The organism is Streptomyces sp. NPDC042638, assembly GCF_040647235.1.
In the GTDB taxonomy this organism is placed as follows: domain Bacteria; phylum Actinomycetota; class Actinomycetes; order Streptomycetales; family Streptomycetaceae; genus Streptomyces; species Streptomyces rameus.
Genome location: NZ_JBEZBT010000011.1, coordinates 72,311 through 85,934, shown reverse-complemented (window position 1 = coordinate 85,934; position 13,624 = coordinate 72,311). Strand labels below are relative to the sequence as shown.

The window sequence follows — 13,624 nt, the reverse complement described above, 5'->3', positions numbered from 1 at the left end:
CGGCCGCGCGGTGACCCACCTGTGGCGAACATGGACCCGGGTCTCCCGGCCTCCTGTCAGGAGACCCGCGCCACTCCCGCGTAGATGCCGCTGCCTTCCGGCTCATGAGCGGGGCGAGAGGTGACCCACTCCGTCGCCGTCACCATGCCGGGCGGAACGAGCTCCAGCCCGTCGAAGAACCGCTCCACTTCCGTCCGCGTCCGGAAACCGAGCTGGATGCCGCCCTTGGCGTACTCGGCGGTCACCTGTTCGGCGAGCTCCGGGTACAGATCGGAAGCGGCGTGCGAGAGCACGAGGTAACTGCCCGGGGGCAGAGTGGCCACCAGATTGCGGACGATGCCGTGTGCGTCCCGCTCATCGGGGATGAAGTGCATCAGCGCTATCAGCGACAGCGCGATCGGGCGGCTGAAGTCCAGGACCTGGCGGGCGTGTTCGACGATGTCTTCCGGCTGTCGTACGTCGGCCTCGATGTAGTCGGTCGCGCCTTCGGGGCGGCTGACCAGCAGGGCCTCGGCATGTCGCAGGACGATCGGGTCGTTGTCGGTGTACACGATCTTCGCCGTCGGCAGGATCTTCTGCACGATCTGGTGCAGGTTGGGCTCGGTCGGGATTCCCGTGCCGATGTCCAGGAACTGGTCGATGCCCTGCCCGGCGAGCCAGGCGGCCGCCCGGTGCATGAACTGACGGTTCTGCCGTGCCGCGTCCTTCGCCTCCGGCGGGAGCTGGTTGCCCACCGCCTCGTCGACCGGATAATTGTCCTTGCCGCCCAGGAGCCAGTCGTAGACGCGTGCCGGGTGTGCCTTGCTGGTGTCGATCGGCACAGGCGGCTGAGAGGCGGTCGTCATGGCAACTCCAAGGCGCTTGCGAACGGTTCGGACCTGTACCTGATCACCTTACTGATCGTTTCAGAATGAGGCTGCCCTTCGGCACCCAGGTCCTCCTGGTGCGGTCCGACGCCATCAGCTGTCTGCGGCACGCCTCTTCGCTGTCCGGGGTCGGCCACCCGGCGCATTCGCCGTGGCCCAGAACTTCCGCACCATACGCTCGGGTGGTTTATCCGGCGCACCCGTCCGGCGACCACCCGCCCTCATCTAACTTCACTGCGTAGTCATACGACTGCGAAGAGTGAATGGAGACTGCGGATGCGTTCGACGTCTACGGGCCGACTGGCAGCCCTCACCTCGACGGTCCTGCCGGCCCGTCCCAGGGGGGCCATGCGGCACTCCGTCTCCCGCCTGCGAACGGGTGCACTGGCCGTGGGGCTCGCACTGGCGGTGTCCGCGCTCGTGCCCTCGGGCTCCGCTGGTGCGGCTGACAGGTACGAGTGGGCCGCGCTGGGGGACTCGTACACCGCCGGCGGGTTCGTCGGGGACCCGCAGCCTCCGCTCGGCGATGCGGCGCGGGACGGCTGCGACCGCACCAGCGACGCCTACCCCGGCGTTGTCGAGCGGGAGCTCGACGAGTTCCCGCCTGGCAAGTACGTCCACCTGACCAACGTCAGCTGCGGCAACGCCACCATCACCGACATCGCCAACACCAAGCAGACGCCGATCAGCCCGGTCCAGCCCCCCGTCGGAGGCTGGCCCGCAGTGGACCCGCAGATCAAGCGAGCGAAACTCAACGACGAGACCGACGTCGTCACCATCGGCGTCGGCGGCAACAGCCTCCCCTTCGGCGGCATGCTCCTCAAGTGCCTCGAACTGGGCGCGACGCCCGGCAAGTCCTGCCGCGAGTACTACACCAGTCCTCCCGAGGGGGAGGAGAGCATCCAGGACAAGCTCGCCCGGGTCCAGGACGAGTACGTCGAGATGCTGGCCAAGGTGCACCAGGCCGCGCCCAACGCCAAAGTGATCACGGTCGGCTATCCGGCCGTCCTGCCGGAGGAGGGCGGTGACTGCAACCGCCCTGCCCTCACCGAGCTGGGCTCGATCAAGCACACCGACGTCGACTGGCTCCGTGACGACGTCCTCAAGCAGCTGAACAACACGATCCAACGGGTCACCTCGTTCTTCGGCGACTCCTACGTCGACGTCTACTCCTCCAGCGTGGGCCACGACGCCTGCCAGCCCGCGGGCACCAAGTGGGTCGAGGGCATCTGCGGCGACGCCGCGGACTACTGGCCCGCCAAGCTCCCCGGCACGCTGCTGAACTGCGGTCTCATCGGCAAGCGTGTCACCCTGGTCCACCCCAACGCCGCAGGATACGAAAACACCGCCGCCCACGTCGAACGAGCCATCCGCATCGCCCTCCTCGATCGCTGACCAGCGGGCGTCAGGGCGTCAGCACGCGGGCGCGGCAGACGGCGGGGGTGCCCCAGGCGTCGCGCAGGGGACGCGCCTTGCGGATCCACAGGGACAGGTCGAGTTCCTCCGTGTAGCCGACGGCGCCGTGGAGCTGGAGGGCGGTGCGGGCGGCACCGTACGCGGCCTCGGCCGCCGCAACCTTCGCGGCGGCGATCTCCCGGGCGGCGGACGCCGAATCGCCGGTCCTGCCTGTGCCGGCGCCTCCCGCCGGGACGCGGGCGGCCGTTTCCCGAGCCAGGGCCAGGGCGGCCGAATACAGCAGGGGCTGGGCGAACTCCAGGGCGATGAGCGTGTCGGCCAGGCGGTGCTTGACCGCCTGGAAGGAGCTGATGGGGACCCCGAACTGGGTGCGCCGCTTGACGTGGGTGACGGTCCGGTCGAGCAGGGCGCGCCCGAGGCCGAGACACTGGGCGGCGGTGGCCAGGCCCGCGACCCCCGCGGCGTGCGCGGTGGCGGCCGCCACCGCCGGCCCACGCGCGAGCACGGCTCCGCCGAGGGGGCGGGCCAGTCGGCGTGCCGGGTCGGCGGACGGCTGGACGGGGCCGGCGCTCTCGGCCAGGCGCAGGGTGTCATCGGTGACGACCAGTACCGCGTCGGCGGCGTGCGCGTCGAGGGCGTAGGGGCCGCCCGGGTCCGGCGCGCACAGGGAGAGAACCGCCTTGCCGGAGGCGATCCGGGGCAGCCACGCGGTCGCCGTGGGAACGTCGCCGAGGCGGTCGAGGAAGTCGAGGAGAGCACTCGCGGCCACGGTCTCGACCAGCGGCCCGGGAACGGCATGGCGGCCCAGCTCGGTGAAGGCGACGGCCAGCTCGACCGGCAGCGGGCCTAGGCCCTCGTGCCGTTCCGGTACGGCGAGCGCGAGGACACCCGCCTCCGCGAGCCGGGTCCAGAGCGCGCGACCGGGCGCGTGGTCCCCGCGCGACCAGGCCCGGACCGCACCGGGGGTGTCCGCCGCCGTCAGCATGCCGTCCAGCGAGCGGGCGAACTCCCGCTGTTCGTCGTCCAGGAGGAACCGCATCACCGGCGTCCCTTCGGCAGGCCGAGCAGCCGCTCAGCGATGATGTCCCGCTGGATCTCGTTGGTGCCGGCGTAGATCGGACCGGCGAGCGAGAAGGTGTGGCCCTCGGCCCAACTGCCGTGCGCCGGGGCCTCGGTGGCCTCGTCGGACAGTTCGCCGTACGGGCCGAGCAGGTCCAGCGCGGTCTCGTGGAGGGCGATGTCCAGCTCGGACCAGAACACCTTGTTGAGGCTGGACTCGGCGCCGATCGATGCTCCGGCGGCGATGCGCGAGGCGTTGGCGTAGGTGAACAGGCGGTAGGCGCGGGCGCCGATGACCGCGTCGGCGACCCGGTCACGCAGGGCGGTGTCGGACGGGTCGGCCCGCTCGCGCCACAGCTCGGTCAGCCGGCCGGCGGCCGCGGTGAACCGGCCGGGGCTGCGCAGGGTCAGGCCGCGCTCATTGCCGGCCGTGCTCATCGCGACGCGCCAGCCCTGTCCGGGTGCGCCGATCACGTCCTCGTCAGGCACGAAGACGTCGTCCAGGAACAGTTCGGCGAAAGCGGGCTTGCCGTCCAGTCGCCCGATGGGCCGCACGGTCACCCCGTCGGCGTCCAGCCGGAACATGACGTACGTCAGACCGTGGTGCGGCTTGTCCGCGTCCGGATCGCTGCGGAAGAGACCGAAGGCGCGGTCGGCGAAGGCCGCCCGGGACGACCAGGTCTTCTGCCCGCGCAACCGCCATCCCCCGTCGGTCCGTACGGCAGTGGAGCGCAGGTTCGCCAGGTCCGAGCCGGCCTCGGGCTCGGACCAGGCCTGGGCCCAGACGACCTCGCCCGAGGCCATGGCGGGCAGGACCCGGGCGCGCTGTTCGGCGGTGCCGTGCGCGAAGAGGGTGGGGGCGAGCAGGTTGATGCCGTTCTGGCTGACCCGGCCCGGGGCTCCGGCGGCGTAGTACTCCTCTTCGAAGACCAGCCACTGGAGGACGGAGGTGCCCCGGCCGCCGTACTCCGCGGGCCAGGAGACCACCGACCAGCGGTCCGCGAACAGGGTTCGCTCCCAGGCGCGGTGGGCCGCGAAGCCCTCTTCCGTCTCCAGGGACGGCAGGGGAGCGGTGGGCACGTGGGCGGTGAGCCAGGCGCGGGCCTCGGTCCGGAAGACCTCGTCCGCCGGGGAGAAGTCGAGGTCCATCAGTCTCCCGCCGCCTTCGTCGCGCCCAGGCCGGCCTCGTGGGCGCGCCCGGTGCTCGTCCGGTTCCCGGTGCGGACGATCAGCTCGCCCACCCGGGCGAAGCGGCTCTCCGCACCCGCCTTCTCGACGCTGCCCTTGTGCTCGGCCGAACTGCCCCTGCGAGCAGCCGAGTTGTCGTTGCGTTCGTCCGAGCCGCCGGTGTGTTCGGAGCGGACCGGTGCCGTCGGTGCGGGGCGGGCAACGGACATCCGACCTCCTTCCCTAACAAGTGTTTGGTAGGTTAACGTACGGACTCCGGGCCGTCGAGAAGTGGAGAAGTCGAGCCCGTCAGGGGCCGCCGCCCATGAATGCCCCGGCACGTCCGCACGCGAGCCCGGAGGAGGGCCGCCCGTGAGTACACCTCCCCCCTACGTGCCCGGTCACGGCCTGCTCGCCGGCCGCACCGCCGTCGTCACCGCCGCCGCGGGTGCCGGCATAGGCGGCGCGACCGCCCGGCGGCTGCTCGAGGAAGGCGCCCACGTCGTCGTCTCGGACGCCCACACCCGCAGGCTGAAGGAGTCCGCGGCGGAGCTGGCCGCCGAGTTCGGGGCGGACCGGATCGCGGCCCTGCCCTGTGACGTCACCGACGAGGCCCAGGTCGCCGCGCTGTTCGACCTCGTCGAGGAACGGCACGGACGCCTCGACGTCGTCGTCAACAACGCCGGTCTCGGCGGCACCGCCGACCTGGTCGACATGGCCGACGAGCAGTGGGACAAGGTCCTCGACGTCACCCTCAACGGCACCTTCCGCTGCACCCGCGCCGCGCTGCGCCGGATGAGGGCCACGGGTTCCGGGGGCGTCGTCGTCAACAACGCCTCCGTGACCGGCTGGCGCGCCCAGCGTGGGCAGGCCCACTACGCCGCCGCCAAGGCCGGCGTCATGGCGCTCACCCGGTGTGCCGCGCTGGAGGCCGCCGGATACGGGGTGCGGGTCAACGCGGTCTCCCCGAGCCTGGCCATGCACCCGCACCTGGTGAAGGTCACCACCCCGGAACTGCTCCAGGAGCTCACCGCCCGCGAGGCGTTCGGACGGTACGCCGAGCCGTGGGAGGTGGCCAACGCGATCGTCTTCCTCGCCAGCGACTACTCCTCGTACCTGACGGGTGAGGTCCTCTCGGTGAGCAGCCAGCACCCGTGAGGCGGACACGGCCGCATCCGAAGAGCAGCGGGCAGGCCGTGCTGGAGGGCATCGCCGTGCGCGCCCCACACGACAGCGTGGACACCAGGGACGAGGACAAGGAGCCGCCATGGCCGAGGCGTACATCGTCGAAGCGGTACGCACACCGGTCGGCAGGCGGAACGGCGGACTGTCCGCCGTCCACCCGGCCGACCTCGGAGCCCATGTACTGAAGGCGCTGATGGAGCGCTCCGGAGCGGACCCCGCCGCCGTCGAGGACGTCGTCTTCGGCTGCCTGGACACCGTCGGCCCGCAGGCGGGAGACATAGCGCGCACCTGCTGGCTGGCCGCCGGCCTGCCCGAGGAGGTGCCCGGGGTGACCGTGGACCGCCAGTGCGGCTCCTCCCAGCAGGCACTGCACTTCGCCGCCCAGGGCATCCTGTCCGGCACCCAGGACCTGGTCGTCGCGGGCGGCGTGCAGAACATGTCGCTGGTCCCCATCGCCTTCGCCAGCCGCCAGGCCGCCGCGCCGCTCGGCCTGACCGAGGGCCCCTACGCCGGTTCCGAGGGCTGGCGGGCCCGCTACGGCGACCAGCCCGTCAACCAGTTCCACGGCGCCGAACTCATCGCCGCGAAGTGGGGCATCTCCCGCCGGGACATGGAGGAGTTCGCGCTGCGCTCCCACCAGCGAGCGCTCCGCGCCATCGACGAGGGCCGCTTCGAGCGCGAGACCGTGCCCCATGGAGCGGTGACCACCGACGAGGGGCCGCGCCGCGACACCACGCTGGAGAAGATGGCGGCCCTCAAGCCCGTGGTCGAGGGCGGCCTGCTGACCGCCGCCGTCTCCTCGCAGGTCTCCGACGGTGCCTCGGCGCTGCTCCTCGCCTCGGAACGGGCCGTACGCGAGCACGGCCTGACCCCGCGCGCCCGCATCCACCACCTGTCCGTGCGCGGCGAGGACCCGATCCGGATGCTGTCCGCGCCGATCCCGGCGACCGCGTACGCCCTGAAGAAGGCCGGGATGACGCTCGACGCCATCGACCTCGTGGAGATCAACGAAGCCTTCGCCCCGGTCGTGCTCGCCTGGCTCAAGGAGACCGGCGCCGACCCGGAGAAGGTCAACGTCAACGGCGGCGCCATCGCGCTGGGCCACCCGCTCGGGGCGACCGGTACCCGGCTGACCACCACCCTGCTGCACGAACTCGAGCGCACCGGCGGCCGGTACGGTCTGCAGACGATGTGCGAGGGCGGCGGCCAGGCCAACGTCACCGTCATCGAACGCCTCTGACCGCCCGCTGTCACCCGCGCCTGCCGCCGGATCGGCCGTTCGGCGGACGGGGTCGCGACGTCGGCGTCCGTCAGGTGAATCGACGAGCACGGCGGTGGTGCGCCGGATGCGGCGAGCATGGAGTACGGCGGTCACCCGGCCCGGGGGAATCGGGGGAGCCCCGCGAGGGTGGCCTGTGCCTCGGCCATGACCCGGTCGACCAGTTCGGCGCAGGACGGCAGGTCGTCGATCAGCCCGGCGACCTGCCCGGACGCCATCACGCCGAGGTCGGTCCGGCCTTCGACCATGGACGCCTTGAGCAGCATCGGCGTGTTGGCCGCCAGCAGGATCTGACTCCACCTCATGTCCCGGCCGTGCCGCATCGCCAGCCCGTCCCGGACCACCTGCCCCCAGCTCATGGCGGACTGGCGCCGGAAGGCCGCTGCGTGCCGGAGTGCGCGCAGCAGCGAGGAGACGCGGCCCGAGCGCTCCAGCGCGTCGACCAGCTCGGTGCGCAGCATCCGGTGCGGGAGACCGTCCACCTTCGTGGTGACGACGACGTCCGTGACCGCCGCGGCGAGGTAGCGGGCCTTCACCGCGTCGGGCACGGTGCTTTCGGAGGTGAGCAGGAAGCGGGTGCCCATGGCGATGCCGGCCGCGCCGTACGCCAGCGCCGCGACCAGGCCGCGCCCGTCGTGGAAGCCGCCGGCCGCGACGACCGGGATGTCCACGGCGTCCACCACCTGCGAGAGCAGCACCGTGGTGGCGACACTTCCGGTGTGCCCGCCGCCCTCGCCGCCCTGCACGATCACCGCGTCGGCGCCCCACGCCGCGACCTTCTCGGCGTGCCGTCTGGCCCCGACGGACGGCACCACGACGACACCCGCGTCCTTCAGCCGGGTGATCAGTTCGCGGGACGGGGCGAGGGCGAACGAGGCGACCCGTACCCCTTCCTCGATGATGATGTCCGCACGCTCGGCCGCGTCCCCGGCGTCCGCGCGCAGATTGACTCCGAAGGGAGCGTCCGTACGGGACTTCACCTCGCGTACCGCGCCGCGGAGCTGATCGACGGTCATCGTCGCCGAGGCGAGGATGCCGAGCGCGCCCGCGTCCGCCGTGGCCGAGACCAGCCGGGGACCGGCCACCCAGCCCATCCCGGTCTGCACCACCGGGTGCCGGACCCCGACCAGTTCGGTGAACGGGGTGGCGATCGTGACGTCGCTCATGCGGGGACCTCGCGGTCGCGCAGCCCCTCCGGGTCGATCTCCTCGCGGATCAGCCGCAGTTCCCCGGCGCTGGGCTCGCGGGTGTACGGCACCTCGTCGGGGACCGTCAGCGCGAAGCCGGTGGCCCGCGTGACCTGCCCGACCGTGACGCCGGGATGCAGCGAGCGCAGCCGCATCGTACGGTCGGGCGTGTCGAAGTCGAAGACGCCCAGGTCGGTGACGACGTCCGCGATGCGGTGGTAGCGGGTCGCGGTGGGACCGGCCGCGGCGGCCCGGTCGTAGCCGACCCCGCAGACCATGTCGACCCGTTCGACGAACACCCGCGTCGAGTGCCTGGGCACCCAGTAACTGGTCGGATTGTTCAGGGTGTTGACGGGCGCACCGCGCACGCCCAGCAACTGGCGCCTGGGCCGTTCCCAGTCCCCGATACAGCTGATGTTCTGGTTGCCGAACCGGTCGAGCTGACTGGCGCCCATCATCACGTGCCGACGCCCGCTCGCCACCAGGGCGAGGTGCTGACGGTACGGCAGCCAGCCCTCCACCACCCCGGGCGGGGCCCCCACCGCCGGCACGTCCGCCATGAGCAGTGCCTCGCCGTCGGTCAGCAGCAGGTCGGGCGAGAAGGTGAGCCGCGCCAGCCGGGCCCCGATCGCCGGGACGGTGCCCATGGGGGCGGCCAGCACCTCGCCCGCACCGCGCCAGACCTCGGCGCACGCCACCACGCAGTACTCGGCCCTCGTCGCCGTGGCCGCCGTCGCACCGCCGCCGCTCATGCTTCCTCCTCGTGGAAGGCCGCCACCGCGGCCTGGTACGCGGCCTCGTCGCCGGACAGGAAGCGCCGGGTGAACGCCTGCCAGGCCCCGGGGTCGCGGGCCGCCTGGACGTAGGCGCGCTGGAACCTCTCGTCGCGGTCGTGGTCCGGCACGCAGGAGGTGAAGTGGGCGCCGTTCGGGGCCTCCGTCACACCGTTCACGAAGGCCCGCTTGACCAGCAGCGACTGCGGCCCGGCGTCCTTGAGCAGCTCGGAGGTCCGCACGATCCGCTCGCACGAGACGTAGGCGGTGTCGGCGGCCTCGCAGAACAGATCGTCGAAGTACGGGTCGGGACCGAGGTACTGGCCGTTGCCGTGCGCGTCGGCGCGATTGAGGTGCACCAGCGCGGCGTCCAGGCGCAGCGCGGGCACGGCGACCAGTTCCTCGCCGTCCCCGTAGGGGGAACGGACCGTCCGCAGCCAGGGGTTGACGCGCAGTACGTCCGAGCCGAGCCCGGCCCGGACGGGCATGAACGGCAACCGGTGCGCGGCGGCGGTCAGCCCCCACATCAGCATGGCCTCGTCCAGCTCCACGAGTTCGAAGGCACCGCGCTGCCGCGCCGCTCCGAAGTGCGGCTCCAGGGGGACGGAGTCGAGGGTGACGAAGCCCGCGACCAGTTTGCGGATCTTCCCGGCGGCGGCCAGCAACCCGACGTCCGGGCCGCCGTACGACACGACGGTCAGGTCGGTGACGTCCGAGCGCAGCAGCGCCCGTACCAGCGCCATCGGCTTGCGTCGCGAACCCCAGCCGCCGATGCCGACCATCATCCCGCTGCTGAGGCGGCCGACGACATCCTCGGCGCTCATCGTCTTGTCCCTGCTCACGCCCGCTCCTTGTCCCCGCTCACGTCGGCTCCTTCTCGCTGCTCCCGGCCGCCCGCCGTGTGTCCGCTCGCTCCGTGCCGAAGGAGTCGCGGACCCGGTCGGCGACACCGCTGAGGTTCGCCTCGAAGGTGAAGCCCTGCTCGAAGCGGTAGCTGCGCCGGACGTCCACCGGGTCGATGCCGTTGATCGCGGCCTTGGCCAGCCGGATCAGCTGCCCGTCCTTGGCGGCGATCTCCCGGGCCAGGTCCAGCGCCGCCGCCCGCAGTCCCGCGCGCGGCACGACCCGCCACACCGAGCCGTGCCGGAGCAACTCCTCGGCGCTGACGGTGCGCGAGGTGTAGTACAGGGCCCGCATCAGGTGCTGGGGGACCAGCCGGGCCAGATGGGTGGCCGCGCCGAGCGCGCCACGGTCCAGCTCGGGCAGACCGAACGCCGCGTCGTCGGAGGCGACGATCGCATCGGCGTTGCCGGCCAGGCCGACACCGCCGCCCAGGCAGAACCCGTGCACGGCGGCCACCACCGGCACCTCGCAGTCGTACACCGCGGCGAAGGCCTCTCGGCAGCCGCGGTTGGCGCCGAGGAGGGCGTCGTGCCCGGCCGAGCGCTGGATCTCCTTGATGTCCACCCCCGCGTTGAACCCGCGACCGTCGGCGGTGAGCACCACGCAGCGCACCTCCGGATCGGCACCCGCCGCGCGCACCGCGGCGGCCAGGTCGTACCAGCCCCGCACGGGAAGGGCGTTGACCGGCGGGAAGTCGACGGTGACGACGGCGACGCCCTCTTCCGGGGCGGAGGTGGAGACACCCATGAGCGGATCAGCTACCTTTCCACCAAACGTTTGTTAGGCGGAAGATAGCAGCGGTTCGCCCGCTCCGGGAGGTGTCCCTTGGCCGTGACCATCGATCTGTCGGGTTCCGTCGCCGTCGTGACCGGTGGCACGCGCGGCGTCGGCGCGGGGATCTCCCGGGCGCTGCTGGAAGCCGGCGCCGAGGTCGTGACCTGCGCGCGCCGGCCCCCCGACCGGGCCGTCGAGGCGGCGGGCCGCGCGGCCCGCTTCCACCCCGTCGACCTGCGCGACCCGGGCGCGGTCGGCGCGTTCTTCGACCGGGTGCGCGACGACCACGGACGGCTGGACCTGCTGGTCAACAACGCCGGGGGCACCGGGTTCCGGCTGCTCGCCGACGGTGGCGCCGCCCGCCACGCCCGCGTCGTCGAACTCAATCTCATCGCGCCCGTGACCGCCTCCCTCGCCGCGTACGAGGTGATGCGCCGTCAGGCGGGGGGCGGATCGATCGTCATGATCGGCAGTGTCAGCGGGACCCGCCCGTCACCGGGCAGCGCCGCGTACGGAGCCGCCAAGGCGGGTCTGGACCACTTCGCCCGCTCCATGGCGGTGGAATGGGCGCCACGGGTCCGGGTCAACACGCTCGTCCCCGGCATGGTGCGCACCGAACTGTCCCACCTGCACTACGGGGACGAGGAGGGCATCGCCGCCGTCGGCCGTACCGTGCCGCTCGGCAGGCTCGCCGAGCCCGCCGACATCGGCGACGCCTGCGTCTTCCTCGCCTCCGACCTCGCCGCGTACATCAGCGGCACCAGCCTGCTCGTCCACGGTGGCGGAGAGCGGCCCGCCTTCCTCGACGCGGCCACCGTCAACAACTGACCTGCTCCGGCACGCCGTCGCGGCCTTGGGCCGCCGCCCACGGAGCCGGGACGGCAGCCCGGCCGCCCGGAACCCGGCCGCCCGGAACCCGGCCGCCCGGAACCCGAGTCCGACACAGCCAACGCCCACCGGGAGGGAACACACACCATGACAGGACTGTGCAGCGGACGCGTCGTCGTCGTGACCGGGGCGGGCCGCGGACTCGGCCGCGCGCACGCCCTCGCCTTCGCCGCCGAGGGGGCCAAGGTCGTCGTCAACGACCTCGGCGTCGGCCTCGACGGCACGGGCGGGGACACGGGACCCGCCCACCAGGTCGTCGACGTGATCGCCCGAGCGGGCGGAGAGGCGGTCGCCCATGCCGGCGACATCGCCACCGCCGACGGCGCGGCCTCGCTGATCGCCACCGCGCTGGAGACCTTCGGCCGCCTCGACACCCTCGTCAACAACGCCGGGTTCCTGCGCGACCGCATGCTCGTCAACCTGGAGGAGGACGACTGGGACGCGGTGATACGGGTCCACCTCAAGGGGCACTTCCTGCCGCTGAAGCACGCCGCGGCGCACTGGCGCGCCGAGGCGAAGGCGGGCCGCGGGGCCGTGGCCCGCGTGGTCAACACCGCCTCGGGGGCCGGGCTGCTGGGCAGCGTCGGCCAGGGCAACTACTCGGCCGCCAAGGCGGGCATCGTCGGCCTCACCCTCGTCGCCGCCGCCGAACTCGGCCGCTACGGCGTCCAGGTCAACGCCGTCGCCCCCGCCGCCCGCACCCGGATGACCGAGCGGACCTTCGCCGAGACCATGGCCGCCCCGGAGGGCACGGCGTTCGACGCGATGGCCCCGGAGAACGTCTGCCCGCTCGTCGTCTGGCTGGGCTCCGCCGCCTGCGCCGGGGTGACGGGACGCGTTTTCGGGGCCGAGGCCGGCCGGCTCACCGTCATGGAGGGCTGGCGACCGGGCCCCACGGCGGACAAGGGCGCCCGCTGGACCCCGGCCGAGGCGGGGGAGACTGCGCTGAAGCTCCTCGCGGAATCCGAGCCTGCGCAGCCGGTCTACGGGTCCCACTGAAGGCGGGACCCGCAGCTCCTTCCCCGGGCGGTCCTCCGGCCAGGTGTGGCACGCGAGGGGCCCCCGGCGGCCGCACCTGTCCCCGAGTCCGGGGCCCGTGGTCCTTGGCCCTGTGTCGGGCCGCAGCTGTCCCCCAGTTGGGGGCGCGTGCCCGTGGCCCGTTGCCCATAGCCCGTAGCCCCGGGCCAGGCCCCCCGCCCCCGAGGGCGCGGCCCGCAGCCCCAGGCCGCTCCCGGGGCCGTAGGGTCTGCCGCCCCTTCCACGTGCCGCCCCCCCCGGCAGGGCCCTGCCCAAGATCCGCTGTACGACCGGCCGCAAGCCCCCCGGGAGGCCGCACCCCCAGCCCCCCAGCCCATCACCCCAACCGGGAGCCGAGCGCTACCCGTGCTCAGTGGAGCCGGCTCAGCCTCGCGGGAGCCCCGACTCCCCCCTGGAGGAGCCCCAACTTCCCCCCGGACAAGGCGGCGCGCGATCGGGCCCGCTGCGGCATACTGACCCCGCCCGTTCAACAAACTGTTTAAGGAGGACAAGGTTGGCAGCCCGCTTCAGGCCGGTCATCGAGGTGGGGGCGCCCCATCTCGCCCAGGGGGAAGACCTCTGCCGCGCCTTCCAGGACGCCATCGCGCCCGCCACCGTCAACTACGACTTCGGACACATCCGCGACGCCGCCGCCGCGCTTCCCGACAGCGACATCGTGAAGATGGTCCGTGGCTGGGGGCTTCAGGAAGAGGCGCCGGTCCTGGTGATGGTGCTCTCCCTCAAAGAGGCGGTCCGTCAGGCGCTGCCGCCCGGAGCGGCGGAGGCCTCGTTCTGGGACACCATCGAGCGTGAGCTCGTGGACGCTTTCACCGGTCTCGCCGCGCAGGAGGGCGGTCCGGGACTCGCCTACTACGAGGAAGGCCCGGACCGCACGCGCTATTACCGCGATCTGTTCTTCGCTCTCCAGGACGAGGACACGGGCGGTGATCTGTACGCCGTGGCGTTCTGCGCCGACGTCACCGTCGGCATGGACAAGGCCCGCGTGGGCGCGCTGGGACTCACCGACACCGCGCCGTTCGCGGTGCGGCTCAACGCGATCGTCGTACGTCAGAGGCTCGCCGACGCCGCCTGACCCCCGGGGCTGCCGGG

Annotated in this window: 14 protein-coding genes; 6 read left to right on the top strand and 8 right to left on the bottom strand. The window is 72.7% G+C overall.

Features of this window, described 5'->3' with window-relative positions:
* Positions 1-56: 56 nt before the first annotated feature.
* Positions 57-845 (bottom strand): SAM-dependent methyltransferase, encoded by a 789-nt coding sequence (locus tag AB0B40_RS12320; RefSeq protein ID WP_345046462.1) that lies wholly within the window; start codon positions 843-845, stop codon positions 57-59.
* 297 nt (positions 846-1,142) lie between these two features.
* On the opposite strand from AB0B40_RS12320, the gene AB0B40_RS12315 reads away from it, so the two are divergent.
* Positions 1,143-2,261 carry an SGNH/GDSL hydrolase family protein gene (locus AB0B40_RS12315; RefSeq protein ID WP_345046460.1) on the top strand — a complete coding sequence of 373 codons (1,119 nt, stop codon included), beginning with the start codon at positions 1,143-1,145 and terminating at the stop codon, positions 2,259-2,261.
* 10 nt (positions 2,262-2,271) lie between these two features.
* Here AB0B40_RS12315 and AB0B40_RS12310 read toward each other — a convergent pair whose 3' ends face one another.
* Genes AB0B40_RS12310 through AB0B40_RS12300 form a run of 3 tightly spaced genes read right to left on the bottom strand, consistent with a single transcriptional unit; the run spans position 2,272 to position 4,738 of the window.
* The gene (locus AB0B40_RS12310; protein WP_345046459.1) at positions 2,272-3,321 is read right to left on the bottom strand and encodes an acyl-CoA dehydrogenase family protein; all 1,050 of its coding nucleotides are present in this window, start codon (positions 3,319-3,321) and stop codon (positions 2,272-2,274) included.
* Positions 3,321-4,490, bottom strand: a complete 1,170-nt coding sequence (locus AB0B40_RS12305) for an acyl-CoA dehydrogenase family protein (RefSeq protein WP_362263853.1) — start codon at positions 4,488-4,490, stop codon at positions 3,321-3,323. Before AB0B40_RS12305 ends, AB0B40_RS12310 begins: the two co-directional genes overlap by 1 nt.
* Positions 4,490-4,738, bottom strand: coding sequence for a hypothetical protein (locus AB0B40_RS12300; RefSeq protein WP_345046456.1), 249 nt, complete (start codon positions 4,736-4,738; stop codon positions 4,490-4,492). The genes AB0B40_RS12305 and AB0B40_RS12300 overlap by 1 nt, the downstream gene beginning before the upstream one ends.
* A gap of 142 nt (positions 4,739-4,880) precedes the next feature.
* On the opposite strand from AB0B40_RS12300, the gene AB0B40_RS12295 reads away from it, so the two are divergent.
* Complete coding sequence (locus tag AB0B40_RS12295; RefSeq protein ID WP_362263852.1) at positions 4,881-5,666, top strand: SDR family oxidoreductase; 786 nt, start codon at positions 4,881-4,883, stop codon at positions 5,664-5,666.
* Positions 5,667-5,775: 109 nt separating this feature from the next.
* On the top strand, positions 5,776-6,933 hold the full coding sequence (locus AB0B40_RS12290; RefSeq protein WP_362263851.1) for an acetyl-CoA C-acetyltransferase: 1,158 nt from the start codon (positions 5,776-5,778) through the stop codon (positions 6,931-6,933).
* A gap of 131 nt (positions 6,934-7,064) precedes the next feature.
* On the opposite strand, the gene AB0B40_RS12285 is transcribed toward AB0B40_RS12290, so the two are convergent.
* Genes AB0B40_RS12285 through AB0B40_RS12270 form a run of 4 tightly spaced genes read right to left on the bottom strand, consistent with a single transcriptional unit; the run spans position 7,065 to position 10,582 of the window.
* Positions 7,065-8,138, bottom strand: coding sequence for a nitronate monooxygenase (locus AB0B40_RS12285; RefSeq protein WP_362263850.1), 1,074 nt, complete (start codon positions 8,136-8,138; stop codon positions 7,065-7,067).
* The gene (locus tag AB0B40_RS12280; protein ID WP_345046450.1) at positions 8,135-8,911 is read right to left on the bottom strand and encodes a CoA-transferase; all 777 of its coding nucleotides are present in this window, start codon (positions 8,909-8,911) and stop codon (positions 8,135-8,137) included. The genes AB0B40_RS12285 and AB0B40_RS12280 overlap by 4 nt, the downstream gene beginning before the upstream one ends.
* Positions 8,908-9,756, bottom strand: a complete 849-nt coding sequence (locus AB0B40_RS12275; RefSeq protein WP_362263885.1) for a CoA-transferase — start codon at positions 9,754-9,756, stop codon at positions 8,908-8,910. Before AB0B40_RS12275 ends, AB0B40_RS12280 begins: the two co-directional genes overlap by 4 nt.
* Positions 9,757-9,793: 37 nt before the next feature.
* Positions 9,794-10,582 carry an enoyl-CoA hydratase family protein gene (locus AB0B40_RS12270; protein WP_345046448.1) on the bottom strand — a complete coding sequence of 263 codons (789 nt, stop codon included), beginning with the start codon at positions 10,580-10,582 and terminating at the stop codon, positions 9,794-9,796.
* A gap of 78 nt (positions 10,583-10,660) precedes the next feature.
* On the opposite strand from AB0B40_RS12270, the gene AB0B40_RS12265 reads away from it, so the two are divergent.
* The 3 genes from AB0B40_RS12265 to AB0B40_RS12255 all read left to right on the top strand — a co-directional run bounded on the left by AB0B40_RS12265 (position 10,661) and on the right by AB0B40_RS12255 (position 13,607).
* Complete coding sequence (locus AB0B40_RS12265; RefSeq protein WP_345046447.1) at positions 10,661-11,437, top strand: SDR family oxidoreductase; 777 nt, start codon at positions 10,661-10,663, stop codon at positions 11,435-11,437.
* A gap of 147 nt (positions 11,438-11,584) precedes the next feature.
* Positions 11,585-12,496 carry an SDR family oxidoreductase gene (locus AB0B40_RS12260; protein WP_345046445.1) on the top strand — a complete coding sequence of 304 codons (912 nt, stop codon included), beginning with the start codon at positions 11,585-11,587 and terminating at the stop codon, positions 12,494-12,496.
* A gap of 532 nt (positions 12,497-13,028) precedes the next feature.
* On the top strand, positions 13,029-13,607 hold the full coding sequence (locus AB0B40_RS12255; RefSeq protein WP_362263849.1) for a Type-2Aa cytolytic delta-endotoxin: 579 nt from the start codon (positions 13,029-13,031) through the stop codon (positions 13,605-13,607).
* Positions 13,608-13,624: the final 17 nt, after the last annotated feature.